Below are 25,848 nucleotides of genomic sequence, written 5' to 3' on the forward strand. Positions count from 1 at the left end.
ACTTCAAGCATTTTCTCAGGCCCGCTAAATCGGACTTTCACGCTCTGCTACTTAGCTCAATTCTTGGGACGTTTGCGCAGTTCGTACAGCTTGAACGGCAACTTGAGCAAGACCAAAGGTAAGTTGGTATAAACTCCGTTTGCGCGACAGGCTTCGACGATCTCCATATTCAGCTTCAAGCTACTTTTGAGTCCGCCTGTGCTGGCACCTCCTGATCGCATGCGAACTAATACCTTATCCAGATAAGAGTACTTAAGGCGCTGCACCATAAAAAGCCGCACAAAAAATTCGTAATCAGCAGAAATCCTGTACTTCAAGGAGTACAAGCCCACTTTTGTGTAGGCTGATTTACGAATGAACGTTGCTGGGTGAGGTGGCATCCAGCCAAAGCGCAATTTCCATGGAGTGAAACGATTGCCGCGGTAAAAACGTGTCACTTTTTGCAGGTCGGGCGCATTCACAAAAACAACGTCACCAAACACAACGTCGCTTTCTGAGTGGCGTTCGAATGCTTTCACCACGGAAGACGCGCTGGTGGAATCTTCATAAAAGTCGTCGGAGTTTAATATGCCGATGACATCACCTGTAGCCAACGCTACACCTTTATTCATCGCGTCATACAGGCCTTTGTCTGGTTCGCTGATAAAGCGGCTGATACGTTCGCCATAAGACTCGACAATCGCCTGGGTCCCGTCTTTAGAGCCCCCATCTATCACGATATATTCTATGTCGCAGTGGTCTTGTGAAAAAACGGACTCTATCGTGTCTCGAATCGTACTTGCGCTGTTATAGCAGACCGTAATAATTGATAGCTTCAAGACAACCTCTTATGTACGACCGTACAAGTCTTCTAGGCGCACGATATCGTCCTCGCCCAAATAGGAGCCGGACTGCACTTCAATCAATTCCAGTGGAATAACCCCGGGGTTTTCCAGCGTGTGCACTTGGCCGATGGGGATATACGTCGACTGATTTTCGGTGACTAGGTAGGTCTTCTCACCGTTCGTTACTTTCGCTGTTCCACTCACAACGATCCAGTGTTCAGCTCGATGATGGTGCATTTGCAAGGACAAGCGCGCCCCGGCGTTGACGGTTATGCGTTTAACTTGATAACGGCTGCCATTATCAATCGAGTCATACATACCCCACGGTCGATAGACTTCGCGATGATCCTGTGATTCGCAGCGGCCTTCATTCTTAAGCCGGTCAACGATCTTCTTTACGTCCTGCACGCAGTTTTTATGCGCTACCAGGACGGCGTCCTTGGTTTCCACGATGACCAAATCGTCAATGCCGACAGTGCTGACCAGGCGACTTTGAGAGTGTATGAAGGTATTGCTTGTCTGTTCTGTCAGTACGTCGCCATGACACACGTTGCCTTGCGCGTCTTTGCTGCCGACTTCCCACAGTGCTGCCCAGGAACCGATATCGCTCCAGCCTGCGTCGAGCGGGACCACTACCGCGTCAGCGGTTTTCTCCATGACGGCGTAGTCGATGGACTCTGCCGGACAGCCCGCAAAAGCCTCTATGCCCACACGGGTAAAGTGCATGTCTTGGGTACCGGCTGCGATGGCGTTGCGGCAGGCGGCAAGAATGTCGGGGCGAAACCTCTCCAGTTCCTCCAGATAGCGGCTGGCGCGAAACATGAACATGCCGCTGTTCCAAAGGTAGTTCCCACTGGACAGGTAAGTGCGAGCTGTTTTTTCATCTGGTTTCTCGACGAAGCGGGCCACTTGAAAGCCACCTGCTTCGACACGTTCACCTTTCTCGATATAGCCGTAACCGGTTTCCGGTTGAGTCGCGACGATACCGAAGGTGACCAGCTTGCCTGCAAGCGCCAGGGGCAGTGCTTGTCGGACGCAATCCTGGAAAGCATCGGCTTTTTGAATCAGATGGTCGGCGGCCAGCACTAGCAGCAATGGATCCTGCCCATCAGCACACGCCTGCAGCGCGGCCAGCGCGACTGCCGGTGCGGTGTTTCGGCCCACCGGTTCCAAAAGGATATTGGCGCTCTCCAATCCAAGGCGCCGCAGTTGCTCGGCAGCCAGGAAACGGTGCTCCTCATTGCAGATCAACCGGGGCAGGGCAACATCAAGCCCGTCCAGACGCTTGATGGTTGCCTGCAACATGGACAATTCGCTGTCAGCCAGGCAGAGGAACTGCTTGGGGTTGAGCTGACGCGAGAGCGGCCACAGGCGAGAGCCAGAGCCACCGGCCATAATTACCGGAATCAACATTTAATCTTCCCTTGTGTTCAAATCGTGGGTCACTCCAGCAGTTGGATGAGCAGCGATGTCCAGCATGCTCGTTGCGACGCTTGCCCAGTCTCTGGGGATCGCTTTCAACTGCTCACTCCAGTCGGGCCAATAGCCAGCTGCGAGTTTTCGGTGCAATTCGTTTATGGCGTTTTTCAGCGAGTCTGCGCTATCTACACGAAAGTATATCGCCCCTTCACCACACAACACGCGTGCATAGGGCAGGTCCGGGCAAATGATCGGTAAACCGACAAACATGGCCTCTATCAGTGGGAACCCGTAACTCTCATCGGTTGAGAGAAACAGCAACGCGTCCACCTGGCTGTATGCCTCAAGCATCTGCTGCGCAGCAAGCGTGCCCACGCAACGCAGTCCTTTGAGGCTGGGAGCGGGACTGCTGTTTTCGTCAAGCGTAAGCGCGAGGTTCGCTACAGGCCATTGTGTCACATCGCTATCATCTACTGCGGTGAGCAGTTTGTGATTTTTGTGAGGGTATCCGGCAGCTGGGTAGATCATATGTAAAGGCCCGCTTGCCGCTGCAATGCGCCCCGTTCGCGTGAGCCCGGCGTTCAGTAGCCATGTGGGCACTGGTTGCGGTACGACATGCACGCGTGATTGGAGCGAGGGGTATGACTCAATCAGGGCGTCACGCATTAATGTCGTCTGCACGATAAACGCTTGTGCATACCGCAGGTTCGAACGAAACACCCTCCTGAGCAGTGCTAGCTTGAGGCCTGCAATACGCCAGGAGAACGTGGCGGGGCGCAGGAGGTGGGAGTTCTGGACGAACACCGTTTGCGGTGCGCTGCAGCGAATAGGCAGGTCGCCCATCACCAGCAGAGGCAGCGGTCCACTGAAGCGCTTGCCGAGTAAGAGGCATTCCGCCAAGCGTGAAAGTGCGTTGGGGAGGACACGTCGATAGGTTGTTGTTTTGATCGACCCGTCTGCGCTTTGGTAGGACGACAGGTCCCCTCTGTCGGGTAAGTAGGCCTCAACAATACGGACGCGAGCGTTGCGTTCCAGCGCAGGCAGCAAGGACTTGAGTAATTGCACCGCACCCAGGCCGGCAATGTTGGTCAGGTGCAGGCGGACAGAGTCTTGGCTCATAACGATGATTGTTCCGAATACCAGGGGGAGGCGATGGCGGCCTTATCCTCAGGCTTTGCACGCAGCACCGCGAGCATGTAACTGGCCGCAACGTCAGGCTGGATGGCTGCTGCAGCTAGCTGCGCCCCGGCACGCATTGCGAGCAGGTGTTCGGGGTTGGCGCTTAGCGAGTTGAGAAGTGAGGCAAGCGCCTGCGTGTTTTCGGAATCGAAGACGGCACCGGCACCAAATTTTTCGACCAGAACGCGCGCGCCAACCTGATCACTGCAGATGACTGGCACGCCTGCGCAGAGCGCCTCATTCACGACGACGCCCCAGCCATCATAGCGACTGGGCAGAACCAGTACATCGTAAGTGGATACGACGTTCTGTGTCTCGCCAAAAGGGATCGTTCCCCGGAAACGAAGGGTGTCGTTATCAAAGGCAAAGGCGCTGGGGTCGCCAGGCCCATAAGCATTCAGAGTTACTGGCGCGTTTGAGAGTGAGGCCGCCTCTACCAACACGTCCAAGCCTTTGCGTGCAATCAGCGCGCCGACAAACACAACGCTCAATGGCGTATCGGCGATGCGTGCGTCGGGTGGAGCTGGCGAGTGACGTTCAAGCGCGGGAATGAAATAGCCGAATGGAAACAGTTTGTTTTTTTCGACGCCAGCATTTGAATATTGCGCGATGGCTTTCGATGAGATCGAAAACACGCCGGCCATCCGGCCCTTGAGCACAGTCATGTAAACTCTGTAGAGGCGAGGTCGCAATATCGCCTTGAGTTTTTGCAGTGTTAACCGTTTATCGCTGAAGTAGCCTTGGGCAATCGGTGAGTAAGGTTCTGAGACGATGTAAAACTCAACACGGAACAGCAGGGCCAACAGCAGGCAATACAACATTCTGGCGTTCTGGAATGCACTTCCGAACAAATGCACGTCGTGCCGGTGTTTGCGCATTGCTTGATAGCAGTAGGCAAGTCCGCCTCGGGCCGGTATGAGTCGCCGTTCGATGGATTCGACTTGGGTATCTTTCCAGCCTTGGGCGCGGCGATCCGCATCTTCCATCGTCAGCACGTAAGCAATAACCGGCGTTTTGGATTGCCTGGAGAGTGCCTCGTAGGTGTATGCCTGATGATCTGTCAGCACGGGCTGCCAGGTAATCAGCGCTGAAGGCGTTGTCATGGTTGGTCGCCAAAAATAAACGTGAATACCGCCTGGCCGGCCAGGTGGGGGGCGCATCGAGCGATGACGGCTTGTTGGCCTCGTTGAGCGCAGGCCTCCATTTCCTCAGGTTGTTCGACAATCTTTCGGAGCAATCCCGTCAGCTCTTCGGGTTCGTTGCCAGTCAGGTAAAGGGCGCCTGAACCCAGGACAGCTCGGACATCGCTGATGTCCGTGCTCAGAACGAGCAGGCCGGCCTCGGCAAACTCAATGACCTTGGACGGAAATGTGGTGTTGGCCAAGGGGCCATCCACGGGTTTGAGTGCCAGGCCGACGCTGCATCGGTTAAGCACCTGCGCATATTGTGCATCGGTCGTGCGCCCATGCACGGTCACGCGCGGCGCTGTATCTTCGATCGCCAGTGCCTGGAGGGCGTCGAGCGCCTCGCCTTTGCCCGTTACTTCAAATTGTAGGTGACGCACCCAGTCGCCAGGCTCTCGACGAAGCTGGCGGATTGCTTGGATCAGCAGGTGCGCGCCGGTATCGGTGCTGAGTGTTCCGGCCATCAAAATTGATTTGGGGTGGGTGTTTGGTTTTTCGCCCAATGCTTTTCTGGAGGTGGACCCGTAGTAACAATGAACAGGACGAATGGCGGTCATGTCCGCCAGCGCGCTACACGCCAGCAAGGCGCCGTCTGGGCACAAGCGGTCATATAGCCATGTGGTGAGGCGACCCAGCCGAGCTTTCAGCGGCCCACTGTTCTGGCCTGCGACTTCGCCATCCTCAAGGTCGAGGAAACGCTTGTAGCCAGTCACCGATGCTGTCAGAAGCAAAGGGAGGTAGGCGCTCATGCGGTTGTAGAAAATGACCGCCTTCCTGCGGCGGGACGAAAGCCGGAACAGTGCACCGATCAGAAAAAACAGCGAGAGAAACTGGGAGAAAAACCTGACATGTGAAAACGGCGCGTATATGACAGGGATGCCGGACACTCGTCTGACTGTACGAGGAAAGTAAGTGAGTGAACCGTTGGCGCGTCCTCGGCCCAAACTCAGAATACAGGGGTGTGCACCAGCCTCGCGCAGTGCCTGGCACAGCATAAGTACCTTGCGTGAGGCTGCCGGACTGTCACTGACAATCCCCCGCTCAAGGCGGGTCTTGTCATCCAGCGCATTGCAGACTACCAGGACCAGGGGGCGCGTTTTCATGGCATTTGCCTCTTCACCACAGCCGGTACGCCGGCAACCAGTGTGTGTGCGGGCACATCCCGCGTGACCACGGCACCTGCAGCAATAATGGCGCCGTCGCCGATAGTCACGCCGCCCAGAATGACGCTTTTGGCACCCACCCAGCAGCCGTTACCCACCACGATAGCGCGTGCGGTGCCGTTGCCGGCGCGACGTTCTCCCGTACCGACTTCATGACTGCCGACGATAAATTCGATGCCTGGCCCCAGATCGCATCGCTCGCCGATTTGAATCTCTGCCTCCAGATGGGTATGAAAGACCACGCCTGGACTGAGCCAGGTTCCCTCGCCGATGATCAGGCGCCCCCGGCCATAGATCCATCCACGCCCACAGAACTTCACACTCGGGTGCATCTCTATACCGGCAAGGCGTAAAGAAGCGGCTCTGGCGGCAAAAAGTCGAGAGGGTGGGAGGAGCGAAAGAATAATGTTGATTAGGTGTCTGATCATAAGTACCGACTAAGCCTCAACCGGGGATGCCCGGCGGGGTGAGGGAGCTTGCTGCAGAGGAGAAACGTAGTGATTGATTACCCGGCTGTGGGAATCGCTTGGCGATGGCCCCGGCGGGGGGCCATGCCATGCACCTGCAATCAGCGCGAGCGCGCGTGCAAGGCATTCTCGGAGAACCAAGCGTAAGCATCACGCAGCCCGTCTTCCAGGCTGATCGTTGCGCGCCATCCTAAGTGTTCGAGGCGTGAAACATCCATCAGTTTCCTCGGCGGGCCGTCCGGTTTGCTCGCGTCAAAGCTCAGTCGACCCTTGAAGCCGGTGACCTTGGCCACGGTTTCTGCCAGCTCACGAATGGTGCAGTCTTGTCCGGTCCCGACGTTGATGTGTGAGAGCATCGTCTGGGTGTGGGCTGCATACTGCTGCTGATCCAACTCCATGATATGAACCGACGCATTGGCCATATCATCGACATGCAGAAACTCGCGCATTGGGGTTCCACTGCCCCAGATCACGACCTCTTCGATGCCTTGCTTGACGGCGTCATGGAAGCGACGAAGAAGGGCCGGAATGACATGGGAGTTTTTCGGGTGGAAATTATCATTCGGGCCATACAAGTTGGTCGGCATGGCGCTGCGGTAGTCACGGCCATACTGACGGTTGTAACTCTCGCAAAGCTTGATCCCGGCGATCTTCGCAATCGCGTACGGCTCATTGGTTGGTTCGAGCACACCCGTCAGCAAGGCCTCCTCTGGCATCGGTTGGTGGACCTTGATGGGGTAGATGCAGGACGACCCCAGAAACAACATCTTCTGCACATTGTTCTGATGCGCAGCGTGGACGAGGTTTGCCTGCATCATCAGGTTTTCGTAGATGAACTCTGCCGGGTAGGTGTTATTGGCGTGAATGCCCCCCACCTTCGCGGCCGCCATGTAGACCTGGTCAATCTTGTGCTCGGCAAAAAACGTTGCTACCGAATGCTGATCGAGCAGGTTCAATTGAGCCCTGTCGCGGGTAACGATGTTCGTGTAACCCAAGGCTTGCAGGCGTCGCACAATGGCCGAGCCAACCATACCCTTATGGCCGGCAACAAAAACATGCTCGCTCAATTGACGTGACATCCTAGTTCTCCAGCGACACCGGCAAATCGTAACCGTGGTTTTTCAGTAGCGCATGACGCTGGGCTACTTTCAGGTCTTCGCGAACCATTTCAGCGCACATTTCCTGAGCGGTGATTTCGGGTACCCAGCCCAGTTTGGTTTTTGCTTTGGTTGGGTCACCCAGCAGCGTTTCCACTTCTGCGGGGCGGAAGTAGCGTGGGTCAACACGAACCAGGGTGTCTCCCACCGTGAGGGCTGGGGCCTTGTCACCGGTGATGGATTCAATGATGCCGCGCTCGTCCACGCCGGCGCCTTCGAAGCGCAGCGTCAGGCCGAGTTCGGCGGCAGACCAGCGAATGAAGTCACGCACGGAGTACTGCACGCCGGTGGCGATAACGAAGTCTTCAGGGGTGTCCTGTTGCAGCATCATCCACTGCATGCGGACGTAGTCCTTGGCGTGGCCCCAGTCGCGCAGCGCATCCATGTTGCCCATGTAGAGGCACTGTTCAAGGCCTTGGGCGATATTGGCCAGGCCGCGAGTGATCTTGCGGGTCACGAACGTTTCGCCGCGGCGTGGCGACTCGTGGTTGAAGAGGATGCCGTTGCAGGCATGCATGCCATAGGCTTCGCGGTAGTTGACCACGATCCAGTAGGCGTAAAGCTTTGCTACGGCATACGGCGAGCGCGGATAAAACGGTGTGGTTTCCTTCTGCGGGGTTTCCTGCACCAGCCCGTAGAGTTCAGAGGTCGAAGCCTGGTAGAAACGGGTCTTTTTCTCGAGACCAAGCAGGCGGATTGCCTCAAGAATACGCAGGGTGCCCATGGCATCCACATCTGCGGTGTACTCCGGCGACTCGAAGCTGACGGCAACGTGGGACTGTGCACCCAGGTTGTAGACCTCGTCAGGCTGAACTTCCTGAATGATACGGGTCAGGTTCGACGAGTCGGATAGGTCGCCGTAATGCAAGATGAAACGTTGATTATCAACATGCGGATCCTGGTAGATATGATCGACACGCTGGGTGTTGAAGGAGGATGCACGTCGCTTGATACCGTGGACTTCGTAGCCTTTTTCCAGCAGCAACTCTGCCAAATAGGAGCCGTCCTGGCCGGTGATCCCGGTAATCAGCGCTTTTTTCAGGGTCATGTCTACGTCCTAGAATTCTTTGAATATGTAGTTAAATCGCATTAAGCATGCTGCGAATGACATCGGGCATTGTTGATTGGGCTTTCCATCCCAGAACCCACTCGGCTTTTGCGGGGTCCGCACGACTGACCAGCAGATCAGTAGGTCGAAAGAACTCTTGCGATTGATCCACGTAGGCCGTCCAGTCGAGGCCTAGTTGCGTGAACGTTTCTGCTACGAACGCTTGCAGTGTGTGCGTCTGGCCCGTAGCAATCACGAAGTCACTTGGCTCATCGCACTGTAACATTCGCCACATGGCGTCAACGTACTCCGAGGCGGCCCCCCAGTCCCGCGCAATATCCAGTCGCCCAAGCGTCAACCGCTCGCCCGAACCAGAAGCAATGCGTTTGGCTGTAGTCACAATTTTTTGTGTAACAAACCTGGAGGGGCGTAATTCGGATTCGTGATTGAACAATATGCCGGTACAAGCGAAAAGATTATAAGCCTCACGGTAGTTATCGACCAGCCAGAAAGCGGAGGATTTAGCCACGGCATAAGGGCTGCGGGGATGAAACGTGGTGTTTTCCGACGCCGGCTCGCCATTCGTATCGCCAAAACACTCGCTGGACCCTGCTTGATAAAACCGAATAGGCCGTTCGGTCATTCTACAGGCCTCAAGCATATTCAATGTTCCTAGCGTGATGCTTTGAATCGTTTCGGCGGGTTGCTCGAATGACAGTCCAACGGACGACTGGCCAGCCAAAAAATACACTTCGTCCGGCTGGCTTCGCTTGAGCGCCATGAACACGCTGCGAAAATCCTCTGGCACCATCGACAGGGTTTTGACTTTCGAAATAATGTCCAGCCGCTTCAGGTTCGCGAATGACGAACCTTGTGCATCTCGCGAAGTTCCCCACACGCGATAACCCTTGTCGAGGAGGAGCTTCGCCAGATAGGCGCCATCCTGCCCGCTCACGCCACAAATCAGGGCTGTTTTTTCTGAATATTCCAAAACATTACCTTTGTAAGGATTGGTAGATCGAGAGTGTTTCCTGAGTGCAGCGCTGCCATGAAAAATGGTTCAGGCGTTCGTGACCAAGCCTTACCAATCGGGCGATTTCATCCTCAGAGTAAACCACTCTTTCTATTGCATTGGCCATTTCGTCGCCATCGAGGGGGTTGAACAGGCCCCCTGCATCGCCTATCACCTCGGGCATTGAACTGGTCCCACTGCTGATGACGGGGCAGGCGTGGGCCATGGCCTCCAGCGGTGGAAGGCCGAAGCCTTCATAAAGGGAGGGATAAACGAAGGCGCGGGCACCTTCATACAGTTGGCCCAGCAAGGCGTCGTCACCGCCCACCTGGCGTACTTGCTCCGCAGAAAAACCAAGGCGTTGTATCTGTTCCAGCTCACCCGCCGAAAAAGCCCCGCCGCCAAAGGCGACGATATCAAAATCGACTTTCAGGCGGTGTGAGCGCGATACGGCATCAAGCAGGCCGGAGAAGTTCTTGTAGCCGTGGCGACTTCCGACATACAGCAGATAAGGTTTGGAGGGCGGTACGGTGTGTGTCTGCGACGCAGGTTTGAACTGTTCGAACCCCAGATGAACAACGGACAGTTTTTCCTTGGGCACGGCAAACAGCCTCATGAGGTCCTGTCGTGTACTTTCCGAAATGCAGATAACGTGGTCAGCCCGCTCAACGGCCCGTCGTTTCAGCGATGTTGTTTGATCCCGTGGCGAGAAGTTCTCGGGGAACAGTTCATGAATCATATCGTAGACCGTCAATACCACCGGACATCCTTTGGGTGCGGCACTGAAACGTGAGAAATAGGTTTCATGTGCCACTTGAGGTCGCCAACCCCGCATCGCCTGTTGCCCCAGCAGATGGTTATAGATCAGCGCTAGTCTTGTCGTGCGGGGAGGGTATTGCTCTGCCTGGCGACCATGGACGATGCCCTCGGGTAGGTCCTTCAGATAAAAGTTACGGTGAAGCGGCGAGAAAATGCCCACGTCGTTGCCGCTGATGGCCATTTGTTCGGCAATCCGAGAAAAATAGCGAGAAATGCCGCCGTAGTTTTGCAGGCAGAAGATCTGGTGATCAAAAGCAACGCGCATTTTTAGTGTTCGCCCCGTGAAAAATAAGATCTCAATAGATCAACAATCGAATGTGCGCTTTATCAAGCGCAGTGCAGCTATTTAGGGTGGGTATTATCATGCGTTGACATTATTGCAACGTCTTTCTCCATTCGATCTTTCGTTCCGCAATGCGCAATACAAACACGCGAAGCCCGACCAGTACGTAGGTGACGGCGAGAGAAAAAGCCATGGTAAAGATGTTATTAAAATCAAGCATGTCAAACAGTGCTTTCATGGGAAACAGCGAAGACAGTGTGATGGCGGCAGGAACAAATATGGCCTCGGCGTACCAGGTGCCCACCACTTTTACTTTCAGTTTGCGAAAAATGATGGGTGAGCATATCGCGACATAACACACGTTCAGGATCATCCAGGGCCATGCGCTTCCGTTCAGTCCATAGTGCGTAGCCAAGTAGTAGGTGAGCGGGACCATAAAGACCACCGCTGTGGCGTTCTGCCAAACACTGAAGCGTGTCCAGCCGTGGGCCAGTTGCAGTGCGTAAGGCATCTGCATGAATGAGTAGAGCATGGTCCCGACAGCCAGCATCAACAATGGCGTATTCGCCAGCGCTGCAACGTTTGCATCTCGCGTCCAGAAGAACAGCAGAGGCTGGCTGTACAGCGCCACCCAGATAGAGAACGGAATGACCAGCAACGAGAGTACCTGGCTGGCTCTTGTAAAGGTGCGAAGTGTTTCGTCGCCGTTCTGGGTCGCTACAAGCGCGACAAGTTTTGGGTAGTACACGTTGAATATGGGAGAGATCAACCTGAACGCCACTGAACCGACGGTCCAGGCGAGCATGTAGCAGCCGAAGTCTTTTAAAGAAAGTATTTTCGAGAGAATAATCTTGTCAACTTGCATTAATAAGAAGGCAAGAATATTGGTGGCGCCCACTCCGGCGGCAAAACCGCCCAGGCGTCGAATAGTGTCGATGGAAAATATCTGAACGGCTTTCCAGTCCGGTAAGTGGTTGATCAACTGCGTGCGCAGTACCAGAACGGTGACCAAGCTATTAATGCACTGCCATATCAGGAACCATTCTACCGTCGGAGAAACGAGCCATAACACCACCGCGGCGCCTGCTGCACGAGTTGTTGCAAAAAACGAACTGATTGTGTTGAGCGTGACGTGCTTTTGAAGGCCGATCAAACTGCCGTAGTAGAACGCGATTGGAAACTGCAGCCACAGTGCGATCCCCATGATTCTCAGCGACTGGGTGACCGATTCAATGTTGTCCGCACTGACCGTCAGCCAGTGATCTGCGATCAGTGGAGCCAGCAGCAGGACGCCCGTACCAACAGTCGTCGCCACGCCCCAGAAGATGCACTCAACGCTTTTAAGTGTGAGGACGACTTTCTGTTTGTCGGCGGCAGATGCGCCTTCATGTGTGGACGCTTCTCTTGTCGCGACGGCACCAAAGCCGCCGTCAAACATGGACATGGCTGAAGAGAGGATGATAAAGAAACCAACAAGTCCGTAACCCTCCACACCAATGAACTTGAGGTAAAGGGGAACAAAACAGATCCCCATCAGGGCCATCCAGCCTTGCCCCAAGAAGTTTGCCGAAATGTTTTTAAACATACCGCTCATTCACAGTCACCCTCGACATCGCCGCCAGGCAGGCGTAGCGCATTCGGAAATTCGCAGAAATCGAACGCATGTTTCGATTGAATGGGTGAAATACGTTCTGGCGACATGACCCTTAGCCACAGCAAATAATGAGGGTTGACTTCATTTTGATAACAGGAATTGGCGGTGCGGCCGAGAGTACGTTTGAGGGGGCGTTGGCTGTTTTCAGAAAGGAGTGTGTCCCGCTCTTCATAGGAAACCTGGCCTTCCAATGCCTTATAAAACCGCTCAGTCAATCTGACAGGCACATCAATCTCTCTGTAAGACGAGCGCTAAAGGACGATGGGCAGGCGGGAAGCCTAGCATGACGTAGGCACATTAAACAGTCTTGAGGCCTGCGCAGGTTCTTGAATTTGCGCCTGAAAAGGGATGTCGGAGCGAGGGAGCCACTGGCTTGCATACTCGGGAACTTTCGCAAGGTCGAGCGTGGCCGGTGGGTGTGCAATTCAGAAGAATCGTACAGAATTTCCCGCCAAAGCCGACTCAGTTTGCCTGGGGTAGGGCGGTTGTGGCTTTCAGCCTTGGCATCCGGGCTGCGGCAAGCAGGTTCATGGGGGCTCAACATGCACGGAGTCACGCGCTGCAACGCTTGAGCCCCTGCTGTTTCTTCGGAGTGCCCAGTCTCAAGTGGTACTCTAGTGCGCCTCGCGATCAGCGGGTACGGATATGCAGGGACGGGCCTTTGCGAAGGCCGTGATGAATAGGCGTGTTGTCTTCGAATCGTGCGCGTCGAAACAGGCGTGGGCGCATGGCGTAGTGGCGATGAGATGGCTTAAAGAAATGTTCAAAATCAGCGGGCCGGGTCAAAATGGTTTCGCGGTTTACGTCGCGCATTGCGAATGCCTGCGGTCTACGTGCTTTTACGTTTGGAAATAGCTTGGAAGAACATTTTGAATGTGTGTATAGGCGGTTGGAGAATGCGGGTTGAGTCATAAGAAAACATTCTTCGTGACCGGAGCAAACGGCTTTGTTGGCGCTGCGGTGGTAGAGCGTCTGGCGTTGATGGGCGATTGCCAGGTGCGTGCACTTGTGCGTCGTGACGGCGTGGTGTTGCCGGGAACGGCAACCCCCGTCCGTGTCGGTGAGAACTACCTTGCCGGAGAGGACCTTCCTCTTGCCGGCGTAGACGCGCTGATTCATTGTGCGGCGCGTGTTCACATCATGTCCGACGCATCCAGCGATCCGATTTCAGAGTATCGCAAGGTTAACGTAGATGGGACGTTGAGGTTGGCAGAGCAAGCTGCGCGGGCAGGTGTAAAGCGCTTCGTCTTTATCAGCTCAATCAAGGTCAACGGGGAGGGCACTCGCGTTGGCGAGGCCTATAAGGCGGATGACCTTCCCGCGCCGTCCAGCCCTTATGGCATTTCCAAAATGGAGGCAGAGCAGCAACTTCGGCTGCTGGCGCAAAGGACCGGCATGGACGTCGTTATTATTCGTCCGGTTCTCGTGTACGGACCGGACGTGAAGGCAAACTTCCATAGCATGATGGTGTGTCTGAATAAAGGTATTCCCTTGCCGTTGGGGGCGGTCCGTGGCCAGCGCAGTCTGGTGGCGCTGGATAATCTGGTGGATCTGATTGTGACGTGCCTTCACCATCCTGCCGCCGCCAACCAGACATTCCTGGTGAGCGATGGCGAAGACATGTCCACCACTGCACTGTTGAAGCGTATTGGGGCCGCACTGGGCAAGCCCGCGCGGCTGATTCCTGTGCCCGAGCCCTTGTTGCGCTGGTGCATGGTGCTGATTGGGCGCAAAGGCGTCGGTCAGCGTCTGTGTGGGTCGTTACAGGTTGATATCAAGAAAACGCGTGACCTCCTGGGATGGACGCCTCCTTCCACGGTGGCGGTTGCTCTGCGCAAGACCGCTGAACGTTTTCAGGAAAAGTCGAAGTAGTGGGCTCTTTTGACAAGAGCCGGAATTGGAGTCGTTGATGAACCACTTTGTATGGCTTGCGCCTGTCGTCGTAGCCCTTGCATTTTTCTTGACCTGGTTATTGCGCCGCTATGCGTTGGCCCGAAGCTTGATCGATGTGCCTAACGCGCGTAGCTCCCACTCGGTTCCGACACCTCGGGGTGGCGGCGTCGCGATTGTTGTGAGCTTTCTGGTCACATTGGTCATACTGTTCTTCAGTGACGACGTCCCCCGGACTGTCATTTGGGCGCTTCTGGGGGCGGGCGCTGTGGTGGCCCTGCTTGGGTTTCTTGATGACCATGGCCACATCGCGGCGCGTTGGCGTTTGCTGGGCCACTTCAGCGCAGCCCTTTGGGTGCTGTTCTGGCTAGGCGGCTTGCCTGCGATCAGTTTGCCCTGGGGGATGGTTGATCTGGGATGGATGGGCCACGTCCTCGCTGTTTTTTATCTGGTGTGGATGCTCAACCTTTACAATTTCATGGACGGTATCGACGGCTTGGCAAGTGTTGAGGCGATGTGCGCCTGCCTCGGTGCTTGCCTAGTCTATGGGTTGGCTGGACATCCGACGCTCATCTGGATGCCTCTGTTGTTGAGCATGGCGGTGCTTGGCTTCCTCTATTGGAATTTCCCGCTAGCGAGAATATTCATGGGGGATGCCGGCAGCGGTTTTCTAGGGCTTATCCTGGGTGGCTTTTCCCTGGTGGCGGCTTGGCAAGACGCGAACCTGCTCTGGGTGTGGCTGATTCTTCTGGGCGTTTTTGTTGTCGATGCGACCTTTACCTTGAGTCGCCGGCTGATGCGAGGTGACAAAGTCTATGAAGCCCATCGCAGTCATGCCTATCAATTCGCGTCGCGTAAAGTGGGTCGGCATTCGCCGGTGACATTGTCGGTTCTGGCGATCAATCTGTTTTGGTTGACGCCCATTGCCATTGGCGTAGGTGTGTTAGGCCTGAACGGCGTGCTTGGACTGGTTGTTGCATATGTTCCGCTAATCGTGCTGGCTGTGAAGTACAACGCGGGTGAGTTGGAAGCAGGCTGAACGCGCTCGCAGCCAACGGGCGTTAGTGTCAAGCTGCTCGCACGTAGCAGTGGAGTCAAGCAATTACAGGGTGGCGGCAGGAATAGGAGCAGCACAGGTGTTTGAGGAGTTTATGGGTACTATCCGGTCATATCTTCTGGGGCTTCCCCGACGGCGCAAGCGTGTCTTGCAAGTCATCACAGACGTTTTTCTGGTCTGGATAGCTTTGTGGATGGCGTTCGTCGTTCGTTTGGGGGTGGACGATATGATCAACCCTGTCGCGCAGCACCGCTGGTTGTTTCTAAGCGCACCGGTCGTGGCTATCCCGTTGTTCATCCGTTTTGGCATGTACCGCGCCGTGATGCGTTACTTCGGTAACGACGCCTTGATTGTGATAATCAAGGCCGTCAGCCTTTCATCGCTGATACTTGGGATCGTGGTTTATTTATATAGTAATCATCAAGTTGTAGTACCGCGCTCGATCATCTTCAACTATTGGTGGCTGAGCCTGATATTGGTGGGCGGCTTGCGTCTGGCCATGCGTCAGTATTTCCTGGGCGATTGGTTTACTGCGGCGCAGCACGTGCCCTTCACCAGCCGGGAGGACGGCCTGCCGCGTGTGGCGATCTACGGCGCGGGGGCTGCGGGTAATCAGTTGGTGGCTGCTTTGCGCATGGGGCGTGTCATGCGACCTGTCGCGTTTATTGACGACGATGATGGCATTTCCGACCGAGTCATTTCGGGCCTGCAGGTATACAAGCCCCGGCACATTCTGCGCATGATGGATGCAACCGGGGCCCAGGAAATTCTGCTGGCCATCCCTTCGTCCAATAGAGCCCGGCGACGGGAAATCCTGGAGTTCCTCGAAGGTTTTCCATTGCATGTTCGCAGCGTGCCGGGGTTCATGGACCTCGCCAGCGGCCGGGTGAAGGTCGATGACATCCAGGAAGTCGATATCGCTGATTTGCTTGGAAGGGATCCGGTGCCAGCACAAGCGGAACTGCTGGAACATTGCATTACGCGGCAAAGCGTTCTGGTGACTGGGGCGGGTGGCTCCATCGGAGCCGAATTGTGCCGTCAGATCCTGACGCTCAATCCCACGACATTACTGTTGTTGGAGCACAGCGAGTTCAATCTTTACAGCATCATGTCCGAGCTCGAACAGCGAATTACCCGTGAATCGCTTTCTGTCCGGTTGCTACCCATCCTTGGGTCGGTGCGTAACCAGGGCAAACTCCTGGACGTCATGAAAACGTGGCACGTCGATACCGTTTACCACGCGGCAGCCTATAAACACGTGCCTATGGTTGAGCACAATATTGCCGAAGGCGTTTTGAACAACGTAGTCGGCACGCTGAACACTGCACAAGCCGCGCTTCAGGCCGGTGTCGCTAACTTTGTACTCATCTCAACAGACAAGGCCGTACGCCCGACGAACGTCATGGGCAGCACCAAGCGCCTTGCCGAACTGACGCTGCAAGCACTCAGCCGTGAGCTGGCCCCCGTGTTGTTCGGCGACAAGGCTAATGTTTCACGGGTCAACAAAACCCGTTTCACCATGGTCCGGTTCGGCAATGTACTGGGCTCTTCCGGCTCGGTGATCCCCCTGTTTCACAAGCAAATCAAGTCGGGTGGGCCTATCACCGTCACCCATCCGAAAATTACACGCTACTTCATGACGATCCCGGAAGCCGCACAGCTGGTCATTCAGGCAGGCTCCATGGGGCTTGGGGGCGATGTGTTTGTGTTGGACATGGGGGAGCCGGTGAAAATCGTCGAGCTGGCAGAGCGGATGATTCATCTGTCCGGCCTGAGCGTTCGTTCTGACAAGAACGCTCACGGCGACATCGCAATCGTGTTCACGGGACTGCGCCCCGGCGAAAAGCTTTACGAAGAGTTACTGATCGGCGACAACGTCGTTGCTACCCAGCACCCAATGATCATGAGTGCCAACGAGGACCACCTGTCGTGGGACACCCTCAAAGGCAAGTTGACCGAACTGCTGTCCGCCGTGGAGCAGGACGACTACACCCGCGTTCGCCAGCTACTGCGCGACACCGTCAGCGGCTATTCGCCGGACGGTGAAATTGTCGACTGGATCTACCAGCAGCGACGCCTGGAACCGTGAGCTAACACCCTGTTACTCACCCGTTTTTGACTCCTGCCAAACATCACCTAAGTTTGAAAGGCAGCTTAGGAAAGCTGCTTTTCCCTCATTGATGTCATGGAGTGTCGCAATGCAAAATATCTACCTTACTTCCCTAATCTTCGCCTTCCTCACCACGCTCTCCGTCACCACCACCGCTGCCCCGTCGATCAAACCCGAACCCCCAACCCCCATGGCGGCGCAGATGGTGCAGGTCGAGCAAGCCGCCAAGGTCAACCTGAATGCCGCCGACGCCGAAACCCTGCGTCGTGATCTCTTCGGCATCGGTGCCGCCAAGGCCAAGGCGATCATTGCCTACCGCGAAAGCAACGGGCCGTTCGCGGCGGTGGATGAGTTACTGGAGGTAAAGGGCATCGGCAAGGCGCTGTTGGAGAAGAACCGCGAGAGGCTCTCGATCAACTAAGGGGAGGAGGCCGGTCACTGACCGGCCTTTTCGTTTTCTGGAATCTGCGCCTTCAGGCTCTCACGTGCCACTTCCATGATGCGCGCGGACAGTTCCGTATTCTCGACACTCCTGGCCAGTACCAATGCACCCACCAGGGTCGACATCATCACCAGGCTTTGCGCATCGCCACGTCCATCACCTAACGCCGTTTCAATCTGCTTGAGCCTTGCGCCAAGCACGTCGTCGGTGGTTGTACTCGGTTGGCCCCTCAGGCCCAGTTCCGAAGACATGGTGGGCAGCGGGCATCCCTGATCCGGTGAGGTCAGGTGCCATTCCGACAGGTAACTATCAATAAATGCCTGCAGCGGCCGTTCCTGGCTGAACAGCATTTCGCAATGGGCATCCAACTCCGCCGCGGCCGCCTGCAGAGCTTTCTCCACCAGTTCATCCTTGGATTTGAAGTGCGCATAGAACCCACCGTGGGTCAGGTTCAGCGCTTTCATCAGCGGCTGCAGGCCGGTGGCGCTTATACCGTCGCGGCGAAAGCGTGCGGAGGCTTCCTTGATGATGCGTTGGTGGGTCTGGGCTTTACGGTCGGGTGAGTAACGCATGAGGTTGCCTCGTGAGACGTAGCGGCACTTTAACGAAAGTTGTTTCTTTTTACACATCTACTCGGCGCTATAGGCTTTGGCATGAAACGTGATTACGTCTTCCGCATGGATTGTTCAACAATCGTGAGGTGATGATGACGCTCAGTTTGTCTTTAGCTGACCAGATTGCCCTGGAGCTGCGGGCCGACATTATCGGTGGCCGGCTTTTGCCAGGGATGGCGTTGGTCGAGGCGGATCTGGTCAGGGCCTACAACGCGTCGCGCAATACGATTCGCGAGGCGTTGCATCGTTTGGGGCAGGAGGGCTTGACCCGCTATGTGCGTAACAAAGGGGTGATGGTCCGCCGGTTGGAGCGCGAGGAAGTGTGTGATCTGTTTGTCGTCCGCCGCACCTTGGAGTTGCAGGCTATTGCCCAGAGCGGCGCGCTGACGGGGGATCAATCCGAGCGCATGCAGAACGCGATCGAGGCCACGACCCTGGCTCGCGAGCGCGAGGATTGGCGGGCGGTGGCGACCCACAGCCTGTTGTTCCATCAACAGATTGTCGGGCTGATGCGCAGCCCTTTGTTCGATGAGTTTTTCGCCCAGGTGATCGCTCAGTTGCGCCTGGTGTTTTGCGCGGCGCCCGATGAGCAGCGCTTCCAGTCGCCCTGGCTGGAGCGCGATCGTGAGATTTACGCGTTACTGGTCCAAGGCGATAAACCCGCGGCAGGTGATGCGATGCGCGTGTATCTGGAGGATTCGGAACGCCTGTCGTTGGCCCTGTTTACCCACCCCTGATCGAGGATCTGAATCATGTACAAAGACTATCCGGCCGCTTATCAGGTCAGCAAAGGTTCGGCGTTGCAGGTCGACACGGCATTTTACGAGCGCATTCGTGAGCGAAAAGACCAGCGCACGTTGATCGAGCAGTTCGAGGTGCCGATTCGCACGGGGAGGGCGTGGAAGGTGCCGGCCGGGCATGTGTTTCGTGTCACCACGCCGGTGGGGCCGCAGGTGGGTGACTTCAACGTGTGGAACGCCAACGACCCACGCGAACGTCTGTGGGCGGCGCGCACGCGTCAATTGCAGGGCGCGCATGTCAGCACCCATGACCGGCTATGGTCGAACCTGCCATTCCTGCGACCCCTGGTGACCATCACCGATGACAGCCTGGCGAGTTATGGCATCGACGAGCATGGCGGTCGCCTGCACGATTTGCTCGGCACGCGCTGTGATCCCTATGTGAACCGCATGCTCACGGGGGAGGATTTCCATCACCATTGCCACTCGAACCTGACGCGGGCGGTTTTGCCCCACGGCCTGACGGAATTCGACGTGCATGACGTACTGAATATTTTCCAGTGCACAGGCCTCAATCACGACGATATGTACTTCATGAAAGCCTGCCCAGCGCAGAAGGGCGATTACCTGGAGTTTTTTGCCGAGATTGATTTGCTGTGTGCGCTGTCGACCTGCCCGGGTGGCGATCTGTCGTTGCCGATGTGGGGGCCGGATGCACAGGACCCGCTGACGGTGTGCCGGCCGCTGGGGGTTGAGATCTATCGGCTGGAGGATGAGTTGTTGAACGGCTGGAGCCAGCCGGAGCGTGCTGCCTATAAGGGGCAGCACGGGTTGCATATTGCCAAGGCGGCTTGGGAGTAACCCAAGGTTCAGCGATCCTGCGCATCCTTGGCATCGGCCTGGGCGTTGCGCTCGGCCACGCGTTTGCGTTGTTCGTCGGTAAGTTCCACCTTGTTGGCGCTGTCACGCAGCATCATCAACCCACCGACGATCGACCCGATCGCAACCACCAAAATCAACCATGCGTACCACGGCATAACGCTCTCCTTGAGGCAGATTGCCGTGGGAGAGTTTTCCCACGGTAATAACTGCTTTGAGTAACAGGCTTTCTGAGTAGTTCAGTGTAGGCCTGTTCCGCCTCATTAACCTTAGAGCCCGGTCAACATTGCGTCCGCTGGCGCATCCGCACGATCCTGCGCGGTCAACTGGAAGTAGATGAAACCCGCCACCATGAAACCCAGGAAGATCAAGCCGATCAGCGCGTTGAACCAGGCCATGGCTACCAGGCATACCACCGCCAGCATCAGCGCAATGCCCGGCACGATCGGGTAACCCGGTGCGCGGAAGGTGCGCTCCAGCAGCGGCTCGGTTTTGCGCAGTTTGAACAGGCTGAGCATGCTCATGATGTACATCACGATGGCGCCGAACACCGCCATGGTGATCATCGCCGCGGTCAGTGTCATGCCGCCGAGGTTGATCAGGCCGTCGCTGTAGATCGCCGCGATGCCGACCACGCCGCCGGCGATGATTGCCCGGTGCGGTGTCTGAAAGCGTGACAGTTTGGCCAGGAAAGACGGCAGGTAACCGGCACGGGCCAGGGCGAAGAACTGGCGCGAGTAGCCCAGGATGATGCCGTGGAAACTGGCCACCAGCCCGAACAGGCCGATCCATACCAGCATGTGCAGCCAGCCGGAGCTTTCACCCACCACGGTTTTCATCGCCTGTGGCAGCGGGTCGTTGATATTCGACAGGGTGCGCCAGTCACCCACGCCGCCGGCGAAGAACATCACGCCCATGGCCAGGATCACCAGGGTCAGGATGCCGCTGATGTAGGCCTTTGGAATGGTGCGCTTGGGATCTTTTGCCTCTTCAGCCGCCATGGCCGCACCTTCAATGGCGAGGAAAAACCAGATGGCGAAGGGGATCGCGGCAAACATCCCGGCAATCGCCGGGGCGCCGAAGGTGTCGGAACCGGCCCAGCCGTTCAGTGCGAAATTGCTGAAGCTGAAGGCCGGGGCGACCACGCCCATGAACACCAGCAATTCGGCGACGGCCAGCACGCACACCACCAATTCGAAGGTGGCGGCGAGTTTCACGCCGAGGATGTTCAGGCCCATAAAGACGATATAGGCGCCGACGGCCGCGTGTTTCGGGTCCAGTGCTGGAAATTGCACATTCAGGTAGGCGCCAATGGCCAATGCGATGGCGGGCGGGGCGAAGACAAATTCGATCAGGGTCGCCAGCCCGGCGATCAAGCCACCTTTCTCACCAAAGGCGCGACGGCTGTAGGCAAACGGCCCACCCGCATGAGGAATCGCCGTCGTCAGCTCGGTGAAACTGAAGATAAAGCAGGTGTACATCGCCGCGACCATCAATGAGGTCACCAGGAAGCCCAGGGTCCCGGCAACGCCCCAGCCATAACTCCAGCCGAAGTATTCACCCGATATCACCAGCCCGACGGCGATGCCCCATAAGTGCAGGGTGCCCAGGGTGGGTTTGAGTTGTGTGTTCATCGTGATGCGCTCCGTGAACGGTTTGGAATGTGATTCAAGGTGTTGCAGCGGACATGCCATGCCTCCCAACCGTGTCGTAAAGCGGCGCAACTGTCGTCTGGGGGATGGTTTGGCGTTTGAAATTTTCCGGTATTGCACCAGATAAGTGCGGGGGTGGCTGGGAGGGCCTCATCGGGGGCAAGCCCCCTCCCACACTTGGCCTGCGTACACCGGTCAAAATGTGGGAGGGGGCTTGCCCCCGATGAGGCCCTCCAATCCAGCACAACCCCCCCCTGTAAACCCCGCATAAACCCACTCTTTACGCCGTCTTTACGCCCCGACCACCCCGTCGCTCTCGTTCCTTTACACCACTCCTGCCGACAATTGCCCCACACGCGGCACTCGCCGCTAAACGGAGAGACTTCCATGAGCGTTCTGGACGGGGTGTCACTGCTATTGGCCGTGGCGCTGTTCATTTATCTGCTGGTTGCGCTGTTACGCGCGGATCGGAACTAGGAGCAGGCTATGCACAGTTATGACTATTGGCTGATCATCGCCTTCTTCGCCGTGGTGCTGGTGCCGGCGCCGTTTCTGGGTCGGTTCTACTACAAGGTGATGGAAGGCCAGCGCACTTGGCTCACCCCCGTGTTCGGCCCGGTCGAGCGTGCGTGTTATCGCATTGCCGGGGTAGATGAGCAGCAGGAACAAAGCTGGCAGAAATACATGCTGGCCTTGCTCGCGTTCAACCTCGCGGGCTTTTTGCTGTTGTTCGCGATCCTGCTGTTCCAGGACTATCTCCCACTGAACCCGCAGAAATTGCCGGGTCAGGAATGGACCCTGGCCTTCAACACCGCGGTCAGTTTCATGACCAACACCAACTGGCAGTCCTACAGCGGTGAAGCCTCTCTGAGCTACCTCAGCCAGATGGCCGGGTTGACCGTGCAGAACTTTGTCAGTGCCGCCACCGGCCTCGCCGTCCTGGTCGCGCTGTGCCGTGGGATCGGTCGCAAATCCACCCAAACCCTGGGTAACTTCTGGGTCGATATGACCCGCGCCACCCTCTATGGTCTGTTGCCGTTGTGCCTGGTGCTGGCGCTGTTCCTGGTGTGGCAGGGCGTGCCGCAAACCTTCGCCCATTACGTGGATGCCGTGACCCTGCAAGGCGTGGATCAAGTGATCCCCCTGGGCCCGGCGGCGAGCCAGATTGCGATCAAGCAATTGGGCACCAACGGTGGCGGTTTCTTCGGCGTCAACTCGGCGCACCCGTTTGAAGACCCGACCGCCTGGGCCAACCTGTTCGAGCTGGCCTCGATCATCCTGATCCCGGTGGCGCTGGTGTTCACCTTCGGCCACTACGTCAAAGACCTGCGTCAGAGCCGTGCGATCCTCGGCTGCATGCTCGCGCTGTTCCTGATCGGCGGCGCGACGTCGCTGTGGGCCGAGTACCAGCCCAACCCGGCGCTGAACAACCCGGCCGTGGAACAGACCGCACCGCTGGAAGGCAAGGAAGCGCGCTTCGGCACCACCGGTACCGTGCTGTGGTCGGTGACCACCACCGCGGCGTCCAACGGTTCGGTCAACGGCATGCAGGACAGCCTCAACCCGCTGAGCGGGATGGTGGCACTGGTCAACATGATGGTCGGCGAAGTGATCTTCGGCGGCGTCGGCGCCGGCATGTACGGGATGCTGCTCAACGTGTTGATTGCCGTATTCCTCGCCGGCCTGATGATCGGTCGTACCCCGGAATACCTGGGTAAGAAGTTGCAAGCCAAGGAAGTGCAATTGCTGGTCGTGACCTTGATGGTGATGCCGATTGGCGTGCTGGTGCTGGGAGCTATTGCCTCCAGTTTGCCTGGCCCGGCCAGTGCCATCAGCAACCCCGGCCCCCATGGTTTCAGTCAGTTGCTCTATGCCTATACCTCAGCCAGTGCCAACAACGGTTCGGCGTTTGGCGGTTTCAGTGCCAACACCCCGTTCCATAACTTGATGTTGGGCCTGGGCATGTTGATCGGTCGTTTCGGCTACATCCTCCCGGTACTGGCCCTGGCCGGCAGCCTGGCGATGAAGAAAACCGCACCGATTGGCCAGAACAGCTTCCCCACCCACGGCCCGCTGTTCGTGACCCTGTTGACCGTGACCATTTTGCTGGTGGGCGGCCTGACCTTCCTGCCAACGCTGGCGCTGGGCCCCATTGCTGAACACTTGAGCATGGGTTTCTGAGGGATATGAAAATGAATATGCCTGCAAAAAACGCGACCCCGGTCAAACACCAGGAACCCGCCAAAACCGCTATTTCCGCCCTGTGGCGCCCGGCGCTGGTCCAGGCGTTCGTCAAGCTCGACCCACGCCAGCTGCAACGCTCGCCGGTGATGCTGGTGGTCGAGCTGACCGCGATCCTCACCACCGTGCTGTGCTTTGTGCCGGACACGGCGGTGCCGACCTTCGTCGCCGTGCAGATCGCCGTGTGGCTGTGGTTCACCGTGCTGTTCGCCAACTTCGCCGAAGCCTTGGCCGAAGGGCGTGGCAAGGCCCGCGCCGACAGCCTCAAGGCCGGCAGCGAGGGCTTGAGCGCGCGCCGCAAGGAAGCCGATGGCAGTTTCAAGGTCGTGCCCGCCACCAGCCTGCGCAAAGGTGATGTGGTGCGCGTCGCCGCCGGGGAAATGATCCCCGGCGACGGCGAGGTCATCGAAGGTATCGCGGCGGTCAACGAAGCGGCGATCACCGGTGAATCCGCCCCCGTGATCCGCGAGTCCGGCGGCGACCGTTCCGCCGTCACCGGCAACACACGCCTGGTCTCGGACTGGCTGCTGATCCGCATCACCGCCAACCCTGGCGAGTCGACCCTGGACCGCATGATTGCCCTGGTGGAAGGGGCCAAGCGCCAGAAAACCCCCAATGAAGTCGCGCTGGATATCCTGCTGATCGGCCTGACCCTGATCTTCCTGCTGGTGGTAGTGACGCTGCAACCGTTCGCTCACTTCGCCAATGGCAGCCTGCCCTTGGTGTTCCTGGTTGCCCTGCTGGTAACGTTGATTCCGACCACCATCGGGGGCTTGTTGTCGGCCATCGGTATCGCTGGCATGGACCGCCTGGTGCGCCTCAATGTCATCGCCAAGTCCGGCCGCGCCGTGGAAGCGGCGGGGGACGTGCATGTGTTGCTGCTGGACAAGACCGGCACCATCACCTTTGGTAACCGTCGCTGCTCGGCCGTGGTCGCGGCACCGGGTGTGAGCGGACGGGAGTTGGCCGAAGGCGCACTGCTGGCCTCGCTGGCGGATGACACGGCGGAAGGCAAATCCATCGTCGAATACCTGCGTGCCTTGCACCCTCAGGCCGAGCCGTCCCTGGATGAATTGACCGCCGTCCCGTTCACCGCTGAAACCCGCTTGTCTGGCGTCGACTACCAGGGGCGCGTGTTCCGTAAAGGCGCCGTGGATTCGCTGCTGGCGTTTATCGGTCAACCACGCAGCGACCTGCAACCCGCGCTATCGCGGGAAATCGACAAGATCGCCCAGAGCGGTGGCACACCGTTGCTGGTGTGCGCCGATGGCAAGTTGCTGGGGGCGATCCATCTCAAAGACGTGGTCAAGCCTGGCATTCGCGAACGTTTCGCCGAACTGCGCAAGCTGGGGATTCGCACCGTGATGGTGACCGGCGACAACCCGCTGACCGCTGCTGCGATTGCGGCCGAAGCCGGCGTGGATGACGTACTCGCCGAAGCCACTCCAGAGAAAAAACTCGCACGCATTCGCCATGAGCAAAATGACGGTCGCTTGGTTGCCATGTGCGGCGACGGTGCTAACGACGCCCCGGCGCTGGCCCAGGCGGACGTCGGCATGGCCATGAACGACGGTACCCAGGCCGCTCGCGAGGCCGCGAACATGGTCGACCTCGACAGCGACCCGACCAAGCTGCTGGACGTGGTGCAGATCGGCAAGGAGTTGCTGGTGACCCGTGGCGCGCTGACAACCTTTTCCATCGCCAACGACGTGGCCAAGTACTTTGCGATCCTGCCGGCGCTGTTCGCCTCGATCTACCCGCAATTGGGTGTGCTCAACGTGATGCACTTGCAGAGTCCGCAAAGCGCGATCCTCTCGGCCATCGTGTTCAACGCGCTGATCATCGTGGTGTTGATCCCCCTGGCCCTGCGCGGTGTGCGGGTGCAAGCGGCGAGTGCGGCGGCATTGCTGCGGCGCAATCTGTTGATCTACGGGTTGGGCGGGATCCTGGTGCCATTCGTGGGCATCAAGGCGATCGACATGCTGCTGACTGCGCTGCACCTGGTTTGACCCGA

General features: G+C 57.3%; 24 protein-coding genes. 9 read left to right on the forward strand and 15 right to left on the reverse strand.

Annotated features, from left to right (window positions below; all coding sequences use genetic code 11):
• Window positions 1-56: 56 nt before the first annotated feature.
• The 12 genes from A7317_RS07930 to A7317_RS30575 all read right to left on the reverse strand — a co-directional run bounded on the left by A7317_RS07930 (window position 57) and on the right by A7317_RS30575 (window position 12,436).
• Window positions 57-818 carry a glycosyltransferase family 2 protein gene (locus A7317_RS07930; RefSeq protein WP_069075517.1) on the reverse strand — a complete coding sequence of 254 codons (762 nt, stop codon included), beginning with the start codon at window positions 816-818 and terminating at the stop codon, window positions 57-59.
• Window positions 819-827: 9 nt separating this feature from the next.
• A complete protein-coding gene (locus A7317_RS07935; RefSeq protein ID WP_069075518.1) occupies window positions 828-2,237 on the reverse strand; it encodes a mannose-1-phosphate guanylyltransferase/mannose-6-phosphate isomerase in 1,410 nt (469 codons plus the stop codon).
• Window positions 2,238-3,362: a glycosyltransferase gene (locus A7317_RS07940; protein WP_069075519.1), complete on the reverse strand. Its 1,125-nt coding sequence runs from the start codon at window positions 3,360-3,362 to the stop codon at window positions 2,238-2,240.
• Complete coding sequence (locus A7317_RS07945; RefSeq protein ID WP_069075520.1) at window positions 3,359-4,525, reverse strand: glycosyltransferase family 4 protein; 1,167 nt, start codon at window positions 4,523-4,525, stop codon at window positions 3,359-3,361. Before A7317_RS07945 ends, A7317_RS07940 begins: the two co-directional genes overlap by 4 nt.
• Window positions 4,522-5,709, reverse strand: coding sequence for a glycosyltransferase (locus A7317_RS07950; RefSeq protein WP_069075521.1), 1,188 nt, complete (start codon window positions 5,707-5,709; stop codon window positions 4,522-4,524). Before A7317_RS07950 ends, A7317_RS07945 begins: the two co-directional genes overlap by 4 nt.
• Window positions 5,706-6,101 (reverse strand): DapH/DapD/GlmU-related protein, encoded by a 396-nt coding sequence (locus tag A7317_RS07955; protein ID WP_227496857.1) that lies wholly within the window; start codon window positions 6,099-6,101, stop codon window positions 5,706-5,708. The genes A7317_RS07950 and A7317_RS07955 overlap by 4 nt, the downstream gene beginning before the upstream one ends.
• 236 nt (window positions 6,102-6,337) lie before the next feature.
• Window positions 6,338-7,315, reverse strand: a complete 978-nt coding sequence (fcl, locus tag A7317_RS07960; RefSeq protein WP_069075523.1) for a GDP-L-fucose synthase — start codon at window positions 7,313-7,315, stop codon at window positions 6,338-6,340.
• Window position 7,316: 1 nt separating this feature from the next.
• Entirely contained in the window at window positions 7,317-8,441 is a 1,125-nt protein-coding gene (gene gmd, locus A7317_RS07965) for a GDP-mannose 4,6-dehydratase (RefSeq protein ID WP_069075524.1), read from the reverse strand.
• 31 nt (window positions 8,442-8,472) lie between these two features.
• The gene (locus A7317_RS07970; RefSeq protein WP_069075525.1) at window positions 8,473-9,432 is read right to left on the reverse strand and encodes a GDP-mannose 4,6-dehydratase; all 960 of its coding nucleotides are present in this window, start codon (window positions 9,430-9,432) and stop codon (window positions 8,473-8,475) included.
• Window positions 9,433-9,436: 4 nt separating this feature from the next.
• Entirely contained in the window at window positions 9,437-10,537 is a 1,101-nt protein-coding gene (locus tag A7317_RS07975; RefSeq protein ID WP_069075526.1) for a glycosyltransferase family 4 protein, read from the reverse strand.
• 109 nt (window positions 10,538-10,646) lie between these two features.
• Entirely contained in the window at window positions 10,647-12,149 is a 1,503-nt protein-coding gene (locus tag A7317_RS07980; protein WP_069075527.1) for a lipopolysaccharide biosynthesis protein, read from the reverse strand.
• A complete protein-coding gene (locus A7317_RS30575) occupies window positions 12,146-12,436 on the reverse strand; it encodes a hypothetical protein (protein ID WP_155766384.1) in 291 nt (96 codons plus the stop codon). The genes A7317_RS07980 and A7317_RS30575 overlap by 4 nt, the downstream gene beginning before the upstream one ends.
• A 676-nt stretch (window positions 12,437-13,112) precedes the next feature.
• Here A7317_RS30575 and A7317_RS07995 point away from each other — a divergent pair.
• From A7317_RS07995 to A7317_RS08010, 4 genes are all read left to right on the forward strand, one after another.
• On the forward strand, window positions 13,113-14,081 hold the full coding sequence (locus A7317_RS07995; RefSeq protein ID WP_069075530.1) for a UDP-glucose 4-epimerase family protein: 969 nt from the start codon (window positions 13,113-13,115) through the stop codon (window positions 14,079-14,081).
• A gap of 37 nt (window positions 14,082-14,118) precedes the next feature.
• Complete coding sequence (locus tag A7317_RS08000) at window positions 14,119-15,138, forward strand: MraY family glycosyltransferase (protein WP_069075531.1); 1,020 nt, start codon at window positions 14,119-14,121, stop codon at window positions 15,136-15,138.
• Window positions 15,139-15,250: 112 nt separating this feature from the next.
• A complete protein-coding gene (locus A7317_RS08005; protein WP_069077375.1) occupies window positions 15,251-17,245 on the forward strand; it encodes a polysaccharide biosynthesis protein in 1,995 nt (664 codons plus the stop codon).
• Window positions 17,246-17,354: 109 nt separating this feature from the next.
• On the forward strand, window positions 17,355-17,687 hold the full coding sequence (locus A7317_RS08010) for a ComEA family DNA-binding protein (RefSeq protein ID WP_069075532.1): 333 nt from the start codon (window positions 17,355-17,357) through the stop codon (window positions 17,685-17,687).
• A 14-nt stretch (window positions 17,688-17,701) separates the two neighbouring features.
• On the opposite strand, the gene A7317_RS08015 is transcribed toward A7317_RS08010, so the two are convergent.
• Window positions 17,702-18,280: a TetR/AcrR family transcriptional regulator gene (locus A7317_RS08015; protein ID WP_024074177.1), complete on the reverse strand. Its 579-nt coding sequence runs from the start codon at window positions 18,278-18,280 to the stop codon at window positions 17,702-17,704.
• 134 nt (window positions 18,281-18,414) lie between these two features.
• On the opposite strand from A7317_RS08015, the gene A7317_RS08020 reads away from it, so the two are divergent.
• Together A7317_RS08020 and A7317_RS08025 are read left to right on the forward strand one after the other, a co-directional pair.
• Window positions 18,415-19,059: a GntR family transcriptional regulator gene (locus tag A7317_RS08020; RefSeq protein WP_069077376.1), complete on the forward strand. Its 645-nt coding sequence runs from the start codon at window positions 18,415-18,417 to the stop codon at window positions 19,057-19,059.
• Between the two features lie 15 nt (window positions 19,060-19,074).
• Window positions 19,075-19,923, forward strand: coding sequence for an urea carboxylase-associated family protein (locus tag A7317_RS08025; RefSeq protein WP_069075533.1), 849 nt, complete (start codon window positions 19,075-19,077; stop codon window positions 19,921-19,923).
• A gap of 8 nt (window positions 19,924-19,931) precedes the next feature.
• Here the strand turns inward: A7317_RS08025 and A7317_RS08030 are convergent, their stop codons facing one another.
• Window positions 19,932-20,099 carry a DUF2897 family protein gene (locus A7317_RS08030; RefSeq protein WP_012722955.1) on the reverse strand — a complete coding sequence of 56 codons (168 nt, stop codon included), beginning with the start codon at window positions 20,097-20,099 and terminating at the stop codon, window positions 19,932-19,934.
• A 111-nt stretch (window positions 20,100-20,210) separates the two neighbouring features.
• Complete coding sequence (gene eat, locus A7317_RS08035) at window positions 20,211-21,575, reverse strand: ethanolamine permease (RefSeq protein ID WP_024074180.1); 1,365 nt, start codon at window positions 21,573-21,575, stop codon at window positions 20,211-20,213.
• A gap of 405 nt (window positions 21,576-21,980) precedes the next feature.
• Here eat and kdpF point away from each other — a divergent pair, with 405 nt between their 5' ends.
• The 3 genes from kdpF to kdpB are packed head-to-tail and all read left to right on the forward strand — an operon-like array spanning window position 21,981 to window position 25,843.
• Window positions 21,981-22,070 (forward strand): K(+)-transporting ATPase subunit F, encoded by a 90-nt coding sequence (gene kdpF / locus A7317_RS08040; RefSeq protein ID WP_003218754.1) that lies wholly within the window; start codon window positions 21,981-21,983, stop codon window positions 22,068-22,070.
• A gap of 9 nt (window positions 22,071-22,079) precedes the next feature.
• On the forward strand, window positions 22,080-23,774 hold the full coding sequence (gene kdpA / locus A7317_RS08045) for a potassium-transporting ATPase subunit KdpA (protein ID WP_069075534.1): 1,695 nt from the start codon (window positions 22,080-22,082) through the stop codon (window positions 23,772-23,774).
• Between the two features lie 11 nt (window positions 23,775-23,785).
• Window positions 23,786-25,843 (forward strand): potassium-transporting ATPase subunit KdpB, encoded by a 2,058-nt coding sequence (gene kdpB, locus A7317_RS08050; RefSeq protein WP_370694633.1) that lies wholly within the window; start codon window positions 23,786-23,788, stop codon window positions 25,841-25,843.
• Window positions 25,844-25,848: the final 5 nt, after the last annotated feature.

It is taken from the genome of Pseudomonas fluorescens, assembly GCF_001708445.1.
GTDB classification, from domain to species: domain Bacteria; phylum Pseudomonadota; class Gammaproteobacteria; order Pseudomonadales; family Pseudomonadaceae; genus Aquipseudomonas; species Aquipseudomonas gorinensis.

Excerpts from the sequence above, each read along its gene's own strand:
- A7317_RS08005 (WP_069077375.1), top strand. The coding sequence starts at position 15,251 with ATGGGTACTATCCGGTCATATCTTCTGGGGCTTCCCCGACGGCGCAAG.
- kdpB (WP_370694633.1), top strand. The coding sequence starts at position 23,786 with ATGAATATGCCTGCAAAAAACGCGACCCCGGTCAAACACCAGGAACCC.
- A7317_RS08010 (WP_069075532.1), top strand. The coding sequence starts at position 17,355 with ATGCAAAATATCTACCTTACTTCCCTAATCTTCGCCTTCCTCACCACG.
- A7317_RS07955 (WP_227496857.1), bottom strand. The coding sequence starts at position 6,101 with ATGCACCCGAGTGTGAAGTTCTGTGGGCGTGGATGGATCTATGGCCGG.
- A7317_RS07945 (WP_069075520.1), bottom strand. The coding sequence starts at position 4,525 with ATGACAACGCCTTCAGCGCTGATTACCTGGCAGCCCGTGCTGACAGAT.
- A7317_RS07935 (WP_069075518.1), bottom strand. The coding sequence starts at position 2,237 with ATGTTGATTCCGGTAATTATGGCCGGTGGCTCTGGCTCTCGCCTGTGG.
- A7317_RS08030 (WP_012722955.1), bottom strand. The coding sequence starts at position 20,099 with ATGCCGTGGTACGCATGGTTGATTTTGGTGGTTGCGATCGGGTCGATC.
- A7317_RS07975 (WP_069075526.1), bottom strand. The coding sequence starts at position 10,537 with ATGCGCGTTGCTTTTGATCACCAGATCTTCTGCCTGCAAAACTACGGC.
- fcl (WP_069075523.1), bottom strand. The coding sequence starts at position 7,315 with ATGTCACGTCAATTGAGCGAGCATGTTTTTGTTGCCGGCCATAAGGGT.
- A7317_RS08025 (WP_069075533.1), top strand. The coding sequence starts at position 19,075 with ATGTACAAAGACTATCCGGCCGCTTATCAGGTCAGCAAAGGTTCGGCG.
- kdpA (WP_069075534.1), top strand. The coding sequence starts at position 22,080 with ATGCACAGTTATGACTATTGGCTGATCATCGCCTTCTTCGCCGTGGTG.
- kdpF (WP_003218754.1), top strand. The coding sequence starts at position 21,981 with ATGAGCGTTCTGGACGGGGTGTCACTGCTATTGGCCGTGGCGCTGTTC.
- eat (WP_024074180.1), bottom strand. The coding sequence starts at position 21,575 with ATGAACACACAACTCAAACCCACCCTGGGCACCCTGCACTTATGGGGC.
- A7317_RS07950 (WP_069075521.1), bottom strand. The coding sequence starts at position 5,709 with ATGAAAACGCGCCCCCTGGTCCTGGTAGTCTGCAATGCGCTGGATGAC.
- A7317_RS08000 (WP_069075531.1), top strand. The coding sequence starts at position 14,119 with ATGAACCACTTTGTATGGCTTGCGCCTGTCGTCGTAGCCCTTGCATTT.
- A7317_RS08020 (WP_069077376.1), top strand. The coding sequence starts at position 18,415 with ATGACGCTCAGTTTGTCTTTAGCTGACCAGATTGCCCTGGAGCTGCGG.
- A7317_RS08015 (WP_024074177.1), bottom strand. The coding sequence starts at position 18,280 with ATGCGTTACTCACCCGACCGTAAAGCCCAGACCCACCAACGCATCATC.
- gmd (WP_069075524.1), bottom strand. The coding sequence starts at position 8,441 with ATGACCCTGAAAAAAGCGCTGATTACCGGGATCACCGGCCAGGACGGC.
- A7317_RS07980 (WP_069075527.1), bottom strand. The coding sequence starts at position 12,149 with ATGAGCGGTATGTTTAAAAACATTTCGGCAAACTTCTTGGGGCAAGGC.
- A7317_RS07940 (WP_069075519.1), bottom strand. The coding sequence starts at position 3,362 with ATGAGCCAAGACTCTGTCCGCCTGCACCTGACCAACATTGCCGGCCTG.